This window comes from [Micrococcus luteus] ATCC 49442, assembly GCF_010367585.1.
GTDB classification, from domain to species: Bacteria; Actinomycetota; Actinomycetes; order Actinomycetales; family Micrococcaceae; genus Arthrobacter; species Arthrobacter luteus_A.
The window spans coordinates 630,749-648,324 of record NZ_JAAAXP010000001.1; the positions used below are offsets into that span (position 1 = coordinate 630,749).

The following is a 17,576-nucleotide window of genomic DNA, read 5'->3' on the forward strand; positions in this document are numbered from 1 at the left end:
TTATGTTGCGTTGGTTGACAGCCGGTGAATCCCATGGTCCGGCTCTGATGGGAATTATTGAAGGCGTCCCCGCCGGTGTTGAGATCACCAGCGGTCAGATCGCCGAATCACTGGCTCGCCGCCGCCTGGGCTATGGCCGGGGCGCCCGGATGAAGTTTGAGCAGGACGTGGTGACTATTTTGGGCGGCGTCCGCCACGGCCTCACGCAGGGCGGGCCGGTTGCCGTCCAGGTGGCCAACACCGAGTGGCCCAAGTGGGAACAGATCATGGCTGCCGACCCCGTTGACCCTGAGATCCTTGCCGACCAGGCGCGCAACGCACCGCTGACCCGGCCCCGCCCGGGCCACGCAGATTTCACCGGTATGCAGAAGTATGGCTTCGACGAAGCCCGTCCGGTGCTGGAGCGCGCCAGCGCCCGGGAAACGGCAACCCGGGTGGCCATGGGGACCGTGGCGTCCCGGTTCCTCAAGCAACTGGGGATCGAACTGGTCAGCCACACCGTCTCGATCGCCAGCGTCACCGTTCCGGAAGGCCGTCCGCTGCCTGTTCCGGCTAACGTGATCGCCCTCGACGCAGACCCGTTGCGCTGCTTTGACCGCGAGACCTCCGACGCCATGGTGGCCGAGGTGGACGCCGCCCACAAGGAAGGCGAAACCCTCGGCGGAGTGGTAGAGGTCCTCGCATACGGCCTGCCGCCGGGACTGGGCAGCTACGTCCATTGGGACCGGCGGCTCGATTCACGGTTGGCAGCCGCCCTCATGGGCATCCAAGCGATCAAGGGCGTGGAAGTCGGCGACGGGTTCCTGACAGCGGCGCGCCGCGGCTCGGCTGCCCACGACGAAATCGTCAAGGATTCGGACGGCCGGATTATCCGCACCAGCAACCGTGCGGGCGGCATCGAAGGCGGCATGAGCATCGGCGATGTCCTGCGCGTCCGCGCCGCCATGAAGCCGATCGCAACGGTGCCGCGCGCCCTGCGCACCGTCGACGTCAGCACAGGGGAGCCCGCCAAAGCCCATCACCAGCGTTCCGACGTGTGTGCCGTCCCGGCTGCCGGCGTGGTCGCCGAGGCGATGGTGGCCCTGGTCCTCGCGGAAGCCGTGACGGAAAAGTTTGGCGGCGACTCCGTTGCGGAGACCGCACGCAACATCAAGGGTTACCTGGACAACATTCCGGCATCCCTGGACTCGATCGGCCAGTAGTGCCCCGGGGCAGCAAAAACGGTGTGCCGGGTAACCGGCCCATCGTCCTCATCGGGCCCATGGCAGTGGGCAAGTCCGCGATTGCCCACGAACTGGCCAAACGCCTGGACGTGCCGCACGTCGATACGGATGTTCTCATCGTGGAGGCTCATGGCAGCATCCCGTCCATCTTCGCCGGCCGCGGTGAGCACGCATTCCGGGAAATTGAAGCCCGGACAGTTGCCGGCGCCGTGGAGCATGCTGAGGTCACACCCGCCGTGATTTCCCTTGGCGGCGGGGCCGTGCTTGACTCCGGGACCCAGCAGGTCCTGGCCCGCTGCACCGTGGTGTATCTCGAATGTGATGCGCAGACCGTTGCTTCGAGGATCGCCAGGAACTCGGGGCGCCCGCTGCTGGCGGGCGATGCCATGGCCCGCTGGTCAGCACTCTTTGCCACCAGGAAACCGGTCTACGAACGGCTGGCCGACCTGGTCCTGGACGTCCGTCACGGCTCCATCACCGAGTTGGGACACCGGCTTGAAGTTGCGCTGCGTGAATACGCAGCTGCCAAACAGGAAGTTGAACATTGAGCGTCGAATCAACCATCATCAAGGTCACCGGCGAATCCGCAGGGCAGAATTACGACGTCGTCGTCGGCCGCGGCCTGCTGGGAGACCTTCCGGCCCTGCTGGGCGAGCGGGTCCGCCGGGTGCTGGTTATCCACCCCCGCGCTCTGCGCCTCACCGGGGATACCGTCCGTGATGAACTGGCAGCTGCGGGTTTCACCTCGCTGACCGCCGAAATTCCGGATGCCGAAGAGGGCAAGCACGTCCAGGTTGCCGCGTTCTGCTGGCAGGTACTGGGACAAAACGACTTCACCCGCTCCGACGCCATCGTGGCCGTGGGCGGCGGTGCTGTCACGGACCTCGCCGGATTTGTGGCGGCAACGTGGCTGCGCGGCGTGAAGGTCATCCACATGCCCACCAGCCTGCTGGGCATGGTGGACGCTTCCGTGGGCGGCAAGACCGGCATCAACACCGCAGAAGGCAAAAACCTGGTGGGCTCCTTCCACCCGCCGGCCGGAGTGCTGGTGGACCTGGACACGCTGAATACCCTGCCCCGGAACGAGATCATCTCCGGGATGGCCGAAGTCATCAAATGCGGCTTCATTGCAGATCCCGCCATCCTCGAGCTTGTGGAAAAGGATGCCGCGGCGGCCACCGATCCGGGATCGGATGTCCTGCGTGAACTTATTGAACGGGCTATCGCCGTCAAGGCAAAAGTGGTTTCCGAAGACCTCAAGGAATCCGGCCTGCGCGAGATCCTGAACTACGGCCACACCCTGGGCCACGCCATCGAGCTGGTGGAGCGCTACTCCTGGCGGCACGGTGCGGCCGTGTCTGTGGGCATGATGTTTGCCGCTGAGCTTGCACGCAGCGTGGGCCGCCTCAGCGACGCCGACGCCGACCGCCACCGCAGCATCCTTGATACCCTCGGGCTCCCGGTCACGTACCGCAGGGACCGCTGGCAGGGGCTTTTGGACGGCATGCGCCGGGACAAAAAGTCGCGTGGAGACCTCCTCAGGTTCGTGGTGCTCGACGGAATCGCCAAGCCGGGCATCCTGGATGTCCCGGACACCTCCCTGCTTTTTGCCGCCTATCAGGAAATTGCCTCCTGATGCAGGGCGACCTGGCCGGCACCAGCGAATGGCCTGAGGCAGGTTTCCCGGGCGTCAGGATCAACCCGATGACCCTGCTGCCCGAGGTCGTCAACGAGGATGCCTGCAGCGCGGCCCTCGCGGGGTCCACCGACCCCGCGGACCACATCTTCGTCCTCATTGTGGAAGGACATGCCGCCGAGGCAGCCGAGCTGCTGGCGGAAGCCCGGTTCAAGGACCCCGAGTCGTTCCGGCTGAGGGCTTTTGAGGCCGAAGTCCTGCGCGTCTCGCACCGCCCTGACCGTGCACTGGAGCTGTTCCGCCAGCTGCTTGCGGAGTTCCAGGGAACCGACCGCGAAGCACTGATCCTGCACTACATGGGGAAGGTCCAGTACTCCTCGGGCCACATCGCCGCCGCCGTGGAGGCCTTCGCCCGGGCTTTGGACCTGCGTGTGGCGCAGTCGGCAGATGCCGCCCAGATTTACTCGTCCACGGTGGCTTTGCAGCGGGCCCGTGACGTCCTGGACCTCGCCTGCTGAGCAGCCCCCGGACCCCGGAACACGGGCACTACCCGTTTTACCGGTAGAATAGTTCTTGGATTTTTGACAAACACGCGCTGGCTGGCCTTCTGGCTTGTCCGGCCGGCATAAACGTCTGATAACTCACCGGACTGTAGAAACCAAAGGAAACCTGTGGCAACCACTAACGACATCAAGAACGGCACCGTCCTGAAGCTCGAGGGCCAGCTTTGGAACGTCATCGAATTCCAGCACGTCAAGCCCGGCAAGGGTGGCGCCTTCGTACGGACCAAGATGCGGAACGTGATGTCCGGCAAGGTTGTGGACAAGACGTTCAACGCCGGCCTCAAGATCGAGACCGCCACGGTTGACCGCCGCGATTACCAGTACCTGTACCAGGACGGCGCCGACTTCGTGTTCATGGACACCTCCGACTACGACCAGATCACCGTTCCCGGTGCAACTGTGGGCGATGCCACCAACTTCATGCTGGAAAACCAGATGGTCAACATTGCCATCCACGAAGGCAACCCGCTCTACATCGAACTCCCTGCCAGCGTTGTCCTGGAGATCACCTACACCGAACCCGGCCTGCAGGGAGACCGCTCCTCGGCCGGCACCAAGCCCGCAACCCTGGAAACCGGTTACGAAATCCAGGTTCCGCTGTTCGTCGAGAACAACACCAAGGTCAAGGTTGATACCCGCGACGGAAGCTACCTCGGCCGGGTCAGCGAGTAGTGAGCGCCCGCGGTAAGGCCCGGAACCGGGCTCTGGATGTACTTTTCGAAGCTGAGCAGCGCTCGGTTTCGGCTTTTGACGTGCTGCGGGCGCGGCGGGAAAAGACTGATCAGATCATCAACCCGTACACCCTCGAAATCGTCGAGGGCGTCGTCTCACAGCAGACCGCCATTGACGAATTCCTGGAAACCTATTCCCAGGGCTGGACACTGGAACGGATGCCTTCTGTGGACCGGATCATCCTGCGGATCGGCACCTGGGAACTGCTCTACAACGACGACGTGCCCGACGGCGTTGCCGTCAGCGAGGCAGTGGCATTGGCCAAGACGCTCTCAACTGACGAATCGCCGTCGTTCATCAACGGCCTCCTGGGCCGCCTGCAGCAGCTGAAGCCCTCACTGCTCGCCTGAGGATTCTTCAGAACCACAACACCACAAATAGGGACCAGTGGCCACCGCACGGTGGACGCTGGTCCCTTCTGTTTGGGTGGGCGGGGTTTAGCCCGCGACGGCGGCGCGCAACGCCAGGATCCGCTGCAGCTGCTGCTGTTCCTCGGCCTGGTGGAGCGGGACGTCCCGGCCGCTCAGGATCCGCTGCCTGATGAACGCAAGCTGGGTTGCGGCGTGCAGGAAGGCCTTCATCTGGGGCCTGCGGTTGTAGCCGGCTGCCCAATGCAGGGCGGTACGCCGCCCGCGTGGCGTTGCCAGCAGGTCCACCTCCGCGGGGCTGAACCAACCGGCCGCGGAGTACTCCATAAGCCGCTGGCGCGTGAGCCGGTTTTCCGCGACGCGCAGCAGGATGATTCCCACCACGGCCAGCACAAAAATGGGCACCTGGATGAGGATGTACTCGGCCAGGAACCCTGCACCCATGCTGTTCCACCGGTTGTGCAGGATCATCGCCGGGACCAGTCCTACGAAAAAGGCCAGCACAGAGGCCCCCGAATGCCAGCGCCGTGCCGCGAAACCCATGATGAGGCCCGTTGTCCCCGTGAAGATCGCGTGCGCAAAGGGCGACATCACACCTCGAAGCAGGAAGATCTGGGCCAGGTCAGTGGCCGGGCTCACTGATTCCGCGATGGCGCGGCCAAAGTAGAGGATGTTTTCCGTGAAGGCGAAACCGCCGGCGATGGTAAAAGCGAATACCACACCGTCCACCGGGCCGTCGAAGTGTTTCCGGGCCAGCAGCAGGAGCAGCAGAAGGCCCGAAGCCTTGGCGAACTCCTCCACCACCGGGGCCTGGACTGTGGCCATGTAGGTCGGCAGGTCAGCCACGTCACTGAACTGAAAGGTCAGGGCAAAGAACGGCTGGATCAGGAGTGTGACGGCAACTGACACCGCCGCGCCCCAGGTGAACGCGAAGAAGAGGAGCCGTTTGGGTTCCGGTTCCCAGCGGTCGATGGCGTGGACGGTCAGGAGCACAGCGGACAGCGGGATGAGCGAAACCACAAAGCCCACAATGAACCCGCCCACACCGGTGTTCGCCACCAGGAACGGAACCACCAGCAGCAGGCTCAGGAACGCCAGCATGGCGCCCCCTATCGTGAGGGCCAGCAGGCCGCCCGCCCGCATGCCTGAGCCGGCCCTGCCTGGCTGCGGAGGTCCCAGGGCGGGCAGGGGAGCCGTGTAGGTTCCCGGCGCCGGCCGGTAGTACTCGGGCTCGATCCGGCCCATCCAGCTGGGGTTCGCCTGGCCGGGGAAAGGTTCCCGGGGTCCGGCGGGGCCGCCTGGCTGGCCGGGGCCCTGCTGATAAGGGTTGGTGGACATACGGGAAAGCCTAATGCCCGGCGCCAATGTGGTAATTTTGAACCGCACATGATCCTTTTTTAATTCCGTCCTGTGAGGCGGGGAAAGGGGAGACGAGCGTTGACTTCAGTCACAAGCGCACCGGTTCCAGCCAGGGTTGTCCTCAACCAGGCCGATATTGACCGTGCCCTTACTCGTATCGCCCACGAAATCCTCGAAGCCAACAAAGGCTCCAAGGACCTGGTCCTGCTGGGCATCCCGCGCCGCGGTTACCCGCTGGCACTTCGCCTGGCCCGCAAGATCGCAGCAGCGGACCCCACCGTGGACGCCACGGCAATTGTTGGCCAACTCGATGTCACCATGTTCCGCGACGACCTCTCGCACCAGCCCACCAGGCCGCCGTACCCCACCCAGCTCCCGCGCACGGGAATCGATAACAAGGTTGTGGTGCTCATTGATGACGTCCTGTACTCAGGCCGCACCATCCGGGCCGCCCTGGACGCCATCATCGACCTGGGCCGTCCCAGGATTGTCAGGCTTGCCGTGCTGATCGACCGCGGCCACCGTGAACTTCCCATCCGGGCCGACCACGTGGGAAAGAACCTTCCCACCTCGTCCGCCGAGAAGGTACGGGTCCGGCTCGAGGAAACGGACACCGCCGCTGACGGTGCCAAGGTCAACGAAGTGGTCATTGAGGGCGGCGCGTGAAACACCTCCTCTCCACCGAAGACCTCAGCCTCACCAACGCCATCCGTATCCTCGACACCGCCGAAGAAATGGCAGCCGTAGGGGACCGCGAAGTCAAGAAGCTCCCGGCCCTGCGCGGTCGCACCGTGGTGAACCTCTTCTTCGAAGACTCCACCCGGACGCGGATCTCCTTCGAAGCGGCCGCCAAACGGCTCTCCGCTGACGTCATCAACTTCGCCGCCAAGGGCTCCTCCGTCTCCAAGGGCGAATCCCTCAAGGACACCGCCCAGACGCTGGCAGCAATGGGCGCGGACGCCGTCGTCATCCGTCACTGGGCCTCCGGCGCCCCGCACCGGCTCGCCGCGACCGACTGGATCGACGCCGCCGTGATCAATGCCGGCGACGGCACCCACGAGCACCCTACCCAGGCCCTCCTGGACGCCTTCACCATGCGCCGCCACTGGGCCAGGCTGTCCGGCAACGGGTCCATCGGTGCGGACCTCAAGGGAATGCGCGTCGCCATCGCCGGCGACGTCCTGCATTCCCGCGTGGCGCGCTCCAATGTCTGGCTGCTCCGCACACTGGGTGCCAAGGTGACCCTCGTGGCGCCGCCCACCCTGCTGCCCATCGGCGTCGGGCACTGGCCCTGCAAGGTCAGCTACAACATGGACGAGACCCTCGAAAAGGGCGTGGACGCGGTGATGATGCTCCGTGTGCAGGGCGAGCGGATGAACGCCTCATTCTTCCCGTCCACCCGCGAATACTCCCGCCGCTGGGGCTTTGACGACAACAGGCTCCGGGCCCTGGACAGCCTCGGGCTGAAGGACACCATCATCATGCATCCCGGCCCGATGAACCGCGGCCTGGAAATTTCAGCAGCGGCCGCCGATTCGCCCCGCTCCACCGTGCTCGCACAGGTGCGCAACGGCGTCTCGGTCCGCATGGCCGCCCTGTATCTGCTGCTTTCCGGGGACACCCGCGAGCCGGCCACAGCGGGCGCAGCCCACATCGGCACAGCCCCCACCAACGCATACCGTTCCACAGAGAAGAGCAACTAATGGCAGTCAACAACGGAACGTACCTGATCCGCGGTGCGGCCATCCTGGGCGGCGACGCCGAGGACCTGCTCATCCGTGACGGCGTGATCGCCGCCCGCGGCGCCGTCGCGGCCACGCACCCCGACGCTAAGGACGCCACCGTCATCGAAGCCGCCGGCCTGGTAGCCCTGCCCGGCATGGTGGACGTGCACACCCACCTGCGCGAACCCGGCCGGGAAGACGCTGAAACCGTCGAGACCGGAACGCGCGCCGCAGCCCTGGGCGGCTTCACCGCCGTCCACGCCATGGCCAACAGCAACCCGGTGGCAGACACGGCCGGCGTGGTGGAACAGGTCCACAGCCTGGGCCGCGCAGCCGGCTGGGTGGACGTCCGTCCGGTCGGTGCCGTGACCGTTGGCCTGGCGGGGGAGCAGCTCGCCGAACTTGGCGCCATGGCTGATTCCCGCGCGCAGGTACGGATGTTCTCCGACGACGGCATCTGCGTCCACGATCCGGTGCTGATGCGCCGCGCCCTGGAGTACGTCAAAGCGTTCGACGGCGTGGTGGCCCAGCATGCGCAGGAACCCCGCCTCACCGCCGGGGCACAGATGAACGAGGGCGCCGTCTCCGCAGTCCTGGGCCTCACCGGCTGGCCCGCAGTGGCTGAGGAAAGCATCATCGCCCGCGATGTCCTGCTGGCACAGCACGTGGACTCCCGCCTGCACGTCTGCCACGTGTCCACCGCCGGTTCCGTGGAGATCATCCGCTGGGCCAAAGAACGCGGCATCAACGTCACGGCCGAAGTCACCCCGCACCATCTGCTGCTGACCGATGACCTGGTCCGCAGCTACAACCCCGTCTACAAGGTCAACCCGCCGCTGCGCACGGACGCCGATGTGCAGGCCCTGCGCGCCGGCCTGGCCGACGGAACCATCGACGTGGTGGGCACCGACCACGCCCCGCACCCCAGCGAGCATAAGGAATGCGAGTGGGCGCAGGCCGCCATGGGCATGACCGGACTGGAAACTGCCCTGTCCGTCGTCCAGCACACCATGATCGAGACCGGCCTGATGACCTGGGCCGACTTCGCCCGCGTAACCTCCAGCGCGGCCGCCAGGATTGGCCGGGTAGCGGACCAGGGCCGTCCGCTGGACGCCGGCGAGCCCGCCAACGTCATCCTGGTGGACCCCGCCGCACGCTGGACCGTTGACCCCGCCACCATGGCAACCATGGGCCGCAACTCCCCGTTTGCCGGCCTGGAGCTGCCGGGCAAGGTGGTGGCCACCTTCTACAAGGGCCACCCCACTGTGCTGGACGGCCGCCTCAACACCCCGTACCGGGAATCGGCGGCAGCTGCGGCAGGCGCCTCCTGATGGACACCCAAATGCTTACGCTGGTCAGCACCCTGGCGATCATCGCCGTTGTGCTGGTCATGATCGGGTTCGGCTGGCGCAACCGCCTCAGGCGGCAGGCGGACGTCGACCCCTTGCCCGAGGTGCCCCTGGAACCGGGCGTGCCAAGCGCCCGGGCCGAAGGCCAGTACGTTGCCTCCACCACCGCCGGTGACTGGCTTGACCGGATCGCCGTGCACAGCCTCGGCATCAGGACCAACGCCGTACTCAGCGTGTACTCTCACGGCGTGCTCCTGGACCGGTCCGGTGCCCCCGCCGTTTACATCCCGGCCGCGAGCCTGACCGGTGTCCGCCAGGAAAGCGGCATGGCCGGCAAGTTCGTGGAAAAGGAAGGCCTCCTGGTCCTGACCTGGGACCTCGGAACCCACACCCTTGACACCGGCTTCCGGACCCGCAGGGCGGCCGACAAAGAAGCCCTCCATGACTCCCTGCGGCAATTGATCGCCGCAGCCCGCCAGGAACATTCCCAGGATCCCCAGAGTGGAAAGTAAGACAGTGACAGAAACAGTGACAGCAAACCCAGCGGCTTCGGCTCCGTCCACCCCGGCGGTTTTCGTCCTGGAAGACGGCCGCATGTTCCGCGGCACCAGCTACGGCGCCCAAGGCACCGCCCTGGGCGAGGCCGTGTTCGCCACCGGCATGACCGGCTACCAGGAAACCATCACGGATCCGTCCTACGCCCGCCAGCTCGTAGTCCAGACGGCCCCGCACATTGGCAACACCGGCGTCAACAGTGACGACGCCGAATCGCGCCGGATCTGGGTGGCCGGCTACATCGTGCGCGACGCCGCCCGGCGCCCCTCCAACTGGCGCTCCGAACGGCCCCTGGACGAGGAACTCATTGAGCAGGGGATCGTGGGCATCCAGGGTGTGGACACCCGCGCCATCACCCGCCACCTGCGCGAGCACAAGACCATGCGCGCCGGCATCTTCTCCGGCGACGCAGCCAAGGTCGCGGACAAGGAACTCCTGGACGCGGTCCTGGCCAGTGCCCCGATGGAAGGCGCCCGCCTCGCCGAGGAAGTAAGCGTCGATGAGGCCTACGTTGTGGACCCCAAGGACCACGGCTGGGAAGGCGAGCCCGCCTTCAGCATCGCCGCGGTGGACCTGGGCATTAAATCCATGACCCCCGTCCGCTTCGCCGAGCGCGGCGTGCGTGTCCACGTGCTGCCCGCCACGGCCACCCTTGAGGACGTCAAGGCCGTCAGCCCTGACGGTTTCTTTATGTCCAACGGGCCCGGCGACCCCGCCACCGCCGACCCGCAGGTCAAGCTGCTCCGCTCGGTCCTGGACGCGAGAATCCCGTACTTCGGGATCTGCTTCGGCAACCAGATCCTTGGCCGCGCGCTCGGTTTCGGCACCTACAAGCTCCGCTACGGCCACCGCGGCATCAACCAGCCTGTGATGGACCGCCGCACCGGCAAGGTGGAGATCACCTCCCAGAACCATGGCTTCGCCGTCGATGCCCCGCTGGACGGCGCCACCCAGGCCCCTGAAGAGCGTTACGGCCGGGTTGAGGTCAGCCACATCAGCCTGAACGACGACGTCGTGGAAGGCCTCGCCTGCCTGGACATCCCCGCCTTCTCGGTCCAGTACCACCCGGAAGCCGCCGCCGGCCCGCACGACGCCGCCTACCTGTTCGACCGCTTTATCGACCTGATGGCGGAAACCAAAGCAATTACCGACGGCGCAAAGAACACCACCGACTCCAAGACTGAGGACAAGAAGTAATGCCGAAACGTACAGATCTCAAGAGCGTCCTCGTCATTGGTTCCGGCCCCATCGTCATCGGCCAGGCCGCTGAGTTCGATTACTCCGGCACTCAGGCACTGCGTGTCCTGAAAGAGGAGGGCCTCCGGGTCATCCTGGTGAACTCCAACCCGGCCACCATCATGACGGACCCCGAGTTTGCCGACGCCACGTACATCGAGCCCATCACCCCCGAGGTGGTGGAGAAGATCATCGCCAAGGAACGGCCGGACGCCATCCTGCCCACCCTGGGTGGCCAGACCGCGCTGAACACCGCCATCGCGCTGGACAAGAACGGTGTGCTGGAAAAGTACAACGTGGAGCTCATCGGCGCCAACATCGCCGCCATCGAGCTCGGGGAGGACCGCGAAAAGTTCAAGGGCGTGGTGGAACGCTGCGGCGCCGAATCGGCCCGCAGCCACATCATCCACACCATCGACGAGGCACTCAAGGCGGCCGAGGACCTCGGCTACCCCATGGTGGTCCGTCCCTCCTTCACCATGGGCGGCCTCGGCTCCGGCCTGGCCTATGACGAAGGCGACCTCCGCCGGATCGTCGGCCAGGGCCTGCAGTACAGCCCCACGTCCGAGGTGCTGCTCGAAGAGAGCATCCTCGGCTGGAAGGAGTACGAGCTCGAGATGATGCGGGACAAGAACGACAACGTGGTGGTTGTCTGTTCCATCGAGAACTTCGATCCCGTAGGCGTCCACACCGGCGACTCCATCACCGTGGCCCCCGCGCTGACCCTCACCGACCGCGAATACCAGCGGCTGCGTGACATCTCCATCGCCGTCATCCGCGAAGTGGGCGTAGACACCGGCGGCTGCAACATCCAGTTCGCCGTCGAGCCCGACACCGGCCGTGTTGTGGTCATCGAAATGAACCCGCGCGTTTCCCGCTCCTCTGCGCTGGCCTCGAAGGCCACGGGGTTTGCGATTGCCAAGATCGCCACCAAGCTCTCCCTCGGCTACACGCTGGATGAGATCCCGAACGACATCACTCAGAAGACCCCCGCGTCCTTCGAGCCCACCCTGGACTACGTCGTGGTCAAGGTCCCGCGTTTCGCCTTCGAGAAGTTCCCGGCGGCAGACGACACCCTGACAACCACCATGAAGTCGGTCGGCGAAGCGATGGCCATGGGCCGCAACTTCACCGAAGCCCTGCAGAAGGCACTGCGCTCCCTCGAACAGAAGGGCTCGCAGCTGGACTTCAGCTCCGTCCCCGAATGGGAAGTCCCTGAGCTCATCGAGAAGGCCAAGCGCCCCACCACGGAGCGCCTCCACCAGGTCCAGCGCGCCATGCTGGGCGGTGCCACTGTGGAACAGCTCTTCGAAGCCACCAAGATCGATCCCTGGTACCTGGACCAGCTGCAGCTGCTCAACGAAATCTCGCACGAGATCCGCAAGGCCGGGGCCCTGACCGTGGAGATGCTCCAGCGCGCCAAGCGCCACGGCTTCTCGGACGAGCAGATCGGTGCCCTGACGCACAACTCCGAAGCCGTGGTCCGCGGTGTCCGCCAGGCCCTCGGCATCCGCCCGGTCTACAAGACTGTGGACACCTGCGCCGCCGAGTTCGCTGCGTACACCCCGTACCACTACTCGTCCTACGACGAGGAGGACGAGATTGCGCTGCACTCCAAGCCCTCCATCCTGATCCTGGGCTCCGGGCCCAACCGCATCGGGCAGGGCATCGAGTTCGACTACTCCTGCGTGCACGCCTCCATGGCGCTGCGCAAGGCCGGCTACGAGACCGTGATGGTTAACTGCAACCCGGAGACCGTCTCCACCGACTACGACGTCTCCACCCGCCTGTACTTCGAGCCGCTGACGCTCGAAGACGTCCTGGAGGTCATCGCCGCCGAAGAGCGCACCGGCGGCGTGATGGGTGTGTTTGTCCAGCTGGGCGGCCAGACCCCGCTGAAGCTGGCGCAGCAGCTTGCCGACGCCGGCGTCCCCATCCTGGGCACGTCCCCGGAAGCGATCGACCTCGCCGAGCACCGCGGCGAATTCTCCCGCGTCCTGGACAACGCCGGCCTGATTGCCCCGAAGAACGGCACCGCCGTGTCCTTCGAAGACGCCAAGAAGATCGCCGACGAAATCGGCTACCCGGTCCTGGTCCGTCCGTCCTACGTTCTTGGCGGCCGCGGCATGGAGATCGTCTACGACGAGCCCAACCTCTCCCGCTACATCGCGAACGCCACCGAAATCACCCCGGACCACCCGGTCCTGATCGACCGGTTCCTGGAAGACGCCGTCGAAATCGACGTCGACGCACTCTTCGACGGCACGGACATGTACCTCGGCGGCATCATGGAGCACATCGAGGAAGCCGGTATCCACTCCGGTGACTCCGCCTGCGTGCTGCCCCCGATCACCTTGGGCAACAACGTGATCGAGCGTGTCCGGACGGCAACCCGCGCCATCGCCGAGGGTGTGGGCGTGCGTGGCCTGATCAACATCCAGTTCGCGCTGGCCTCGGACGTGCTCTACGTCCTGGAAGCGAACCCGCGTGCTTCCCGGACCGTGCCGTTCGTCTCCAAGGCCACCGGCGTACAGATGGCCAAGGCCGCTGCCCTGATCGGCACCGGCGTCACCATCAACCAGCTGCGCACCGCGTACAAGATGCTGCCGGAGACCGGCGACGGCTCCACACTGCCGCTGGACGCTCCCGTCTCGGTCAAGGAAGCCGTGCTGCCGTTCAGCCGCTTCCGCACGCCTGAGGGCAAGGTGGTGGATTCGCTGCTCGGCCCTGAGATGCGTTCCACCGGTGAAGTCATGGGCATCGACAAGCACTTCGACACCGCTTTCGCCAAGAGCCAGGCAGCCGCAAACAACGCGCTGCCCACTGAGGGCAAGATCTTTGTCTCCGTGGCCAACCGGGACAAGCGTGCGGTCATCATGGCCATCAAGCGCCTTTCGGATCTTGGCTTCGAGATTGTCTCCACCGGCGGCACCGCCGATGTCCTGCGCCGTAACGGCATCCAGGCCAGCACGGTCCGCAAGGTCGCCGAAGGCAGCAGCGCCGAAGGCGAGGGCACCATCGCGGACCTGGTGATCGCCGGCGAGATCGACATGGTGTTCAACACGCCCTCCGGCGGGGAAGCGCGCAGCGACGGCTATGCCCTGCGCGCCGCGGCGACGTCCATCGGCATTCCCTGCATCACCACGGTGGCCGAGATCAACGCAGCGGTGCAGGCCATCGAGGCCATGCGCACGTACGAGTGGTCAGTGACCAGCCTTCAGGAGCACGCGGCCGCGCTGATCGCGTCCACGGCCGCTGCGCAGTCCGCCGCCCGGGTAACGCAGAATGCCTGAGCACGGCTTCCCACCGGCAGCTGCCCCCGGCCGGGAGTCCTTCGGCTCCCGGCTGCGGGCAGCCATGGCTGCCCGCGGCCCGCTCTGTGTGGGCATTGACCCGCACCCCGCACTGCTGAAGAGCTGGGGACTGGACGACGACGCCGCCGGGCTGCGGCGGTTTTCGCTGACCGTCCTGGAGGCGGTGGGTTCGCTCGCTGCCGCGGTCAAGCCGCAGGTGGCGCTTTACGAGCGCCACGGATCTGCTGGGATGGCCGTCCTTGAGGAACTCCTTGCCGAAGCCCGGGACGCATCGGTGCTCACCATCGCCGACGCCAAGCGCGGAGACATTGGCTCCACGATGGCCGCCTACGCGGATGCGTGGCTCCGGGACAGCTCGCCGCTGGCCGCCGACTCGGTGACACTCAGCCCGTACCTGGGCTTTGAGTCACTCCGCCCGGCCCTGGACCTGGCAGCGGAGTCCGGCCGGGGTGTGTTTGTCCTGGCCTTGACCTCCAACCCGGAGGGCGCCTCCGTCCAGCACGTTGGCGGCAGCGATTCCGTGGCGCGCCGGATCACGGAAGCGGCCGCAGCAGAAAACGGCCGGTACGAAGGGTCCTTGGGCTCGGTGGGACTGGTAGTCGGCGCAACAGTGGGCTCTGCATTGACTGACCTGCAGTTGGACCTGGAAGCCGTCCGCGGCCCCATCCTGGCGCCGGGGCTGGGCGCACAGGGGGCAACCCCGGCCGACCTTCGCCGAACGTTCGGCGCTGCGTACCCGCAGGTACTGGGAACATCGAGCCGGGACATCCTGGCCGCCGGTCCTGGTGTCCAGGGCCTCCAGAGTGCGGCGCGGCGGACCCTGGATGGGCTTTGCGCGGGCTGACCTGCGGTTGTGCCGCTTGACGCCCTCCCCGTTATTGCCGCGGTCCATTGATTCAAAGGGCACCAAAGGGTAGTTTCAGGACATGTCCAACGGCGGCCGCCTTGGACGCATCTGAACTCCCCGGGGGTGTCCGCCATGAGCCTGCGACCCTTATCCGCGTCAGAACGCGCTGATGCCTTGCAGAAGGCTGCTGCGGCCCGGGCAGCCCGTGCCGCAGTCAAGGAGCGACTCAAGAACGGTGAGACCTCAGCAGCGGACATCATCAGCTCGGCAGCCACGGACGATGCCTTGGCCCGGATGCGGGTGGCCGAACTGTTGGAGGCCCTGCCCGGCATTGGCAAAGTCAGGGCAGCGGCAATCATGGAACAGCTGGGGATCGCGGCGTCCCGGCGGGTCCGGGGCCTGGGCATCCACCAACGCCAGGCGCTGGTAGATTTTATAGACGAGAAGTAGGGCGAACCACTCTTCGCCGATTCATATACCGCCGCAAAGGAATACGTGAGCAAGAAACCGGGACTGACAGTCCTCGCTGGTCCGACGGCTGTTGGCAAAGGCACCGTGTCCACCTACATCCGGGATAACTACCCCGAAGTCTGGCTTTCCGTATCAGCCACCACGCGCGCTCCGCGCCCCGGTGAGCAGGACGGGGTCCATTACTTCTTCAAGTCCAAGGAAGAGTTTGAAGCCCTCGTGGCGGCGGGCGAACTGCTGGAGTGGGCTGTGGTCCACGGCGAGAACACGTACGGCACACTCAAGAGCACGGTGAACCAGGCCATTGCGGATGGAAAGTCCGTGCTGCTGGAAATAGACCTGCAAGGTGCCCGCCAGGTCAAAGCGGCCGTTCCGGACGCGCAGTTCGTCTTCCTGGCGCCACCCACGTGGGATGAAATGGTGCGCCGGCTTGTGGGCCGCGGCACCGAAAGTGCCGACGAGCAGCAGCGACGCCTGGAAACCGCTAAACTGGAACTTGCCGCTGAGCCGGAGTTTGACTACACCGTTATTAACGATGACATTCGCCGGGCAGCGGACGAGCTTGTTTCACTCATGGGGCTGACCCCGCACCCGCACCAGTAGCCGGTCCGGGCCAGCCCGTTAGAATTTGGAGAATTCGTGTCCACGAACCTTGAAGGCATCATCAACCCGCCGATCGACTCACTGCTGGAGGCAGCTGATTCCAAGTACGGCCTGGTGATCTTCGGCGCCAAGCGTGCACGTCAGATCAACGCTTACTACGCGCAGCTGCACGAGGGCCTGTTCGAGTACGTTGGCCCCCTGGTCGACACCAAGCTGAACGAGAAGTCGCTGTCCATCGCCCTGCGCGAGATCAACGAAGGCAAGCTCGTTTCCACGCCGATCGAAGCTGCAGAGTAAGTAAGACTGCCTGTTGACGGAGGTCACGTGCGCATAGTCCTCGGAGTCGGGGGAGGGATTGCGGCCTACAAGGTCGCATCGCTCCTCCGGCTTTTTACTGAAGCCGGCCACAACGTCACTGTGATTCCCACCGAGGCGGCCACCCGCTTCGTGGGTGTCGCAACGTGGGAGGCTTTGTCCGGCAACCCGGTCAGCAACAGCGTCTTCGACGACGTCCACCAGGTCAACCACGTCCGGCTCGGCCATGAAGCCGACCTGATCGTGGTGGCACCGGCAACGGCTGACCTGCTGGCCCGCGCTGCAACCGGGCAGGCCAATGACCTCCTCACCAACACGCTCCTCATGGCGGGCGGACCAGTCCTTTTCGCGCCGGCAATGCATACCGAAATGTGGCAGCACGCCGCTACCCGCGCCAACGTTGAAACCCTGCGGAGCAGGGGCGTCGCCGTCCTGGAACCGGCCAGCGGCCGGCTCACCGGTACGGATTCCGGTCCCGGCCGCCTGCCCGAGCCGGAGGCCATCTTCGACGCCGCCATGGCCCTTGCCCATGGCCAGGCCGATTACCAGCTGCCACTGGCGGGCCGGACAGTGACCATCAGCGCCGGCGGCACCAGGGAACCCCTGGATCCCGTCCGCTTCCTCGGCAACCGCTCCTCAGGCAAGCAGGGCGTCGCACTGGCCGTAGCGGCCCGCAACGCCGGTGCCACCGTGCGGCTCATCACCGCCCACATGGATGTACCGGCCCCGGCCGGCGTCGACGTGATCAGGGTCGAAACGGCCCTGCAGCTTCGCGAAGCCGCGCTGGCGGCGGCTGCCGGTTCCGACGTCGTAATCATGGCTGCCGCGGTGGCGGACTTCCGCCCGGCGGAGATCTCCGGCACAAAAATCAAAAAACGCGATGACACTGCGGACCCGGTCATTACCTTGGTCCGCAACCCGGACATCCTGCAGGAGCTGGTGGAGGCGCGCAACGCCCCGGAAAACCAGGCAGCCCGGCGCAGCCAGCTGATTGTGGGTTTTGCGGCGGAAACCGGTGACGGGCAGGGAGATGTCCTGGCCTATGCCGAGGCGAAGCTGAAGCGTAAAGGCTGTGACCTCCTGGTGGTCAACCATGTGGGCACAGACAAGGTCTTTGGCCAGGACACCAACTCGGTAGTCATCCTTGCCCGCTCGGGCGCCGAACCACAACAGACGGCCGGCTCCAAAGCGGAGGTCTCGGCCGCCGTGATCGCGAGGGTCAGCCAGGAGCTGGCCCACGTTTCACCCCGCGCCTAACCGGACCGCCATGCCACGTTTCCTTAG

18 protein-coding genes are annotated in these 17,576 nt (G+C 65.7%); 17 read left to right on the plus strand and 1 reads right to left on the minus strand.

What is annotated here, in order from left to right; all coding sequences use genetic code 11:
• Nucleotides 1–2 precede the first annotated feature (2 nt).
• From aroC to nusB, 6 genes are all read left to right on the plus strand, one after another.
• Complete coding sequence (gene aroC, locus GUV69_RS02955) at nt 3–1,202, plus strand: chorismate synthase (protein WP_164199579.1); 1,200 nt, start codon at nt 3–5, stop codon at nt 1,200–1,202.
• Nucleotides 1,202–1,771, plus strand: a complete 570-nt coding sequence (locus tag GUV69_RS02960) for a shikimate kinase (RefSeq protein WP_488759601.1) — start codon at nt 1,202–1,204, stop codon at nt 1,769–1,771. Before aroC ends, GUV69_RS02960 begins: the two co-directional genes overlap by 1 nt.
• A complete protein-coding gene (gene aroB / locus GUV69_RS02965; RefSeq protein ID WP_164199581.1) occupies nt 1,768–2,859 on the plus strand; it encodes a 3-dehydroquinate synthase in 1,092 nt (363 codons plus the stop codon). The genes GUV69_RS02960 and aroB overlap by 4 nt, the downstream gene beginning before the upstream one ends.
• The gene (locus tag GUV69_RS02970) at nt 2,859–3,377 is read left to right on the plus strand and encodes a tetratricopeptide repeat protein (RefSeq protein ID WP_164199583.1); all 519 of its coding nucleotides are present in this window, start codon (nt 2,859–2,861) and stop codon (nt 3,375–3,377) included. Before aroB ends, GUV69_RS02970 begins: the two co-directional genes overlap by 1 nt.
• Before the next feature lie 153 nt (nt 3,378–3,530).
• On the plus strand, nt 3,531–4,094 hold the full coding sequence (gene efp / locus GUV69_RS02975) for an elongation factor P (RefSeq protein WP_164199584.1): 564 nt from the start codon (nt 3,531–3,533) through the stop codon (nt 4,092–4,094).
• A complete protein-coding gene (gene nusB, locus GUV69_RS02980; RefSeq protein ID WP_164199586.1) occupies nt 4,094–4,504 on the plus strand; it encodes a transcription antitermination factor NusB in 411 nt (136 codons plus the stop codon). Before efp ends, nusB begins: the two co-directional genes overlap by 1 nt.
• 87 nt (nt 4,505–4,591) lie before the next feature.
• Here the strand turns inward: nusB and GUV69_RS02985 are convergent, their stop codons facing one another.
• Nucleotides 4,592–5,860, minus strand: a complete 1,269-nt coding sequence (locus GUV69_RS02985; protein ID WP_164199588.1) for a PrsW family intramembrane metalloprotease — start codon at nt 5,858–5,860, stop codon at nt 4,592–4,594.
• A gap of 99 nt (nt 5,861–5,959) precedes the next feature.
• Between GUV69_RS02985 and pyrR the strand changes: the two genes are divergently transcribed.
• The 11 genes from pyrR to coaBC all read left to right on the plus strand — a co-directional run bounded on the left by pyrR (nt 5,960) and on the right by coaBC (nt 17,549).
• A complete protein-coding gene (gene pyrR / locus GUV69_RS02990) occupies nt 5,960–6,547 on the plus strand; it encodes a bifunctional pyr operon transcriptional regulator/uracil phosphoribosyltransferase PyrR (RefSeq protein WP_164199590.1) in 588 nt (195 codons plus the stop codon).
• Nucleotides 6,544–7,584: an aspartate carbamoyltransferase catalytic subunit gene (locus tag GUV69_RS02995; protein ID WP_223883677.1), complete on the plus strand. Its 1,041-nt coding sequence runs from the start codon at nt 6,544–6,546 to the stop codon at nt 7,582–7,584. The genes pyrR and GUV69_RS02995 overlap by 4 nt, the downstream gene beginning before the upstream one ends.
• Nucleotides 7,584–8,936: a dihydroorotase gene (locus tag GUV69_RS03000; protein WP_164199592.1), complete on the plus strand. Its 1,353-nt coding sequence runs from the start codon at nt 7,584–7,586 to the stop codon at nt 8,934–8,936. The genes GUV69_RS02995 and GUV69_RS03000 overlap by 1 nt, the downstream gene beginning before the upstream one ends.
• Nucleotides 8,936–9,466 (plus strand): PH-like domain-containing protein, encoded by a 531-nt coding sequence (locus GUV69_RS03005; RefSeq protein WP_164199594.1) that lies wholly within the window; start codon nt 8,936–8,938, stop codon nt 9,464–9,466. The genes GUV69_RS03000 and GUV69_RS03005 overlap by 1 nt, the downstream gene beginning before the upstream one ends.
• Nucleotides 9,447–10,706 (plus strand): glutamine-hydrolyzing carbamoyl-phosphate synthase small subunit, encoded by a 1,260-nt coding sequence (gene carA / locus GUV69_RS03010; protein WP_164206177.1) that lies wholly within the window; start codon nt 9,447–9,449, stop codon nt 10,704–10,706. The genes GUV69_RS03005 and carA overlap by 20 nt, the downstream gene beginning before the upstream one ends.
• Nucleotides 10,706–14,038, plus strand: a complete 3,333-nt coding sequence (carB, locus tag GUV69_RS03015; protein WP_164199595.1) for a carbamoyl-phosphate synthase large subunit — start codon at nt 10,706–10,708, stop codon at nt 14,036–14,038. The genes carA and carB overlap by 1 nt, the downstream gene beginning before the upstream one ends.
• Nucleotides 14,031–14,903, plus strand: a complete 873-nt coding sequence (gene pyrF, locus GUV69_RS03020) for an orotidine-5'-phosphate decarboxylase (protein WP_164199597.1) — start codon at nt 14,031–14,033, stop codon at nt 14,901–14,903. Before carB ends, pyrF begins: the two co-directional genes overlap by 8 nt.
• A 135-nt stretch (nt 14,904–15,038) precedes the next feature.
• Nucleotides 15,039–15,356, plus strand: coding sequence for an integration host factor, actinobacterial type (mihF, locus tag GUV69_RS03025; protein WP_191078979.1), 318 nt, complete (start codon nt 15,039–15,041; stop codon nt 15,354–15,356).
• A gap of 45 nt (nt 15,357–15,401) precedes the next feature.
• The gene (gmk, locus tag GUV69_RS03030) at nt 15,402–15,977 is read left to right on the plus strand and encodes a guanylate kinase (RefSeq protein ID WP_164199601.1); all 576 of its coding nucleotides are present in this window, start codon (nt 15,402–15,404) and stop codon (nt 15,975–15,977) included.
• 36 nt (nt 15,978–16,013) lie between these two features.
• The gene (gene rpoZ, locus GUV69_RS03035; RefSeq protein WP_003800778.1) at nt 16,014–16,274 is read left to right on the plus strand and encodes a DNA-directed RNA polymerase subunit omega; all 261 of its coding nucleotides are present in this window, start codon (nt 16,014–16,016) and stop codon (nt 16,272–16,274) included.
• Between the two features lie 27 nt (nt 16,275–16,301).
• Entirely contained in the window at nt 16,302–17,549 is a 1,248-nt protein-coding gene (coaBC, locus tag GUV69_RS03040) for a bifunctional phosphopantothenoylcysteine decarboxylase/phosphopantothenate--cysteine ligase CoaBC (protein WP_164199603.1), read from the plus strand.
• The last annotated feature ends 27 nt before the right edge of the window (nt 17,550–17,576 follow it).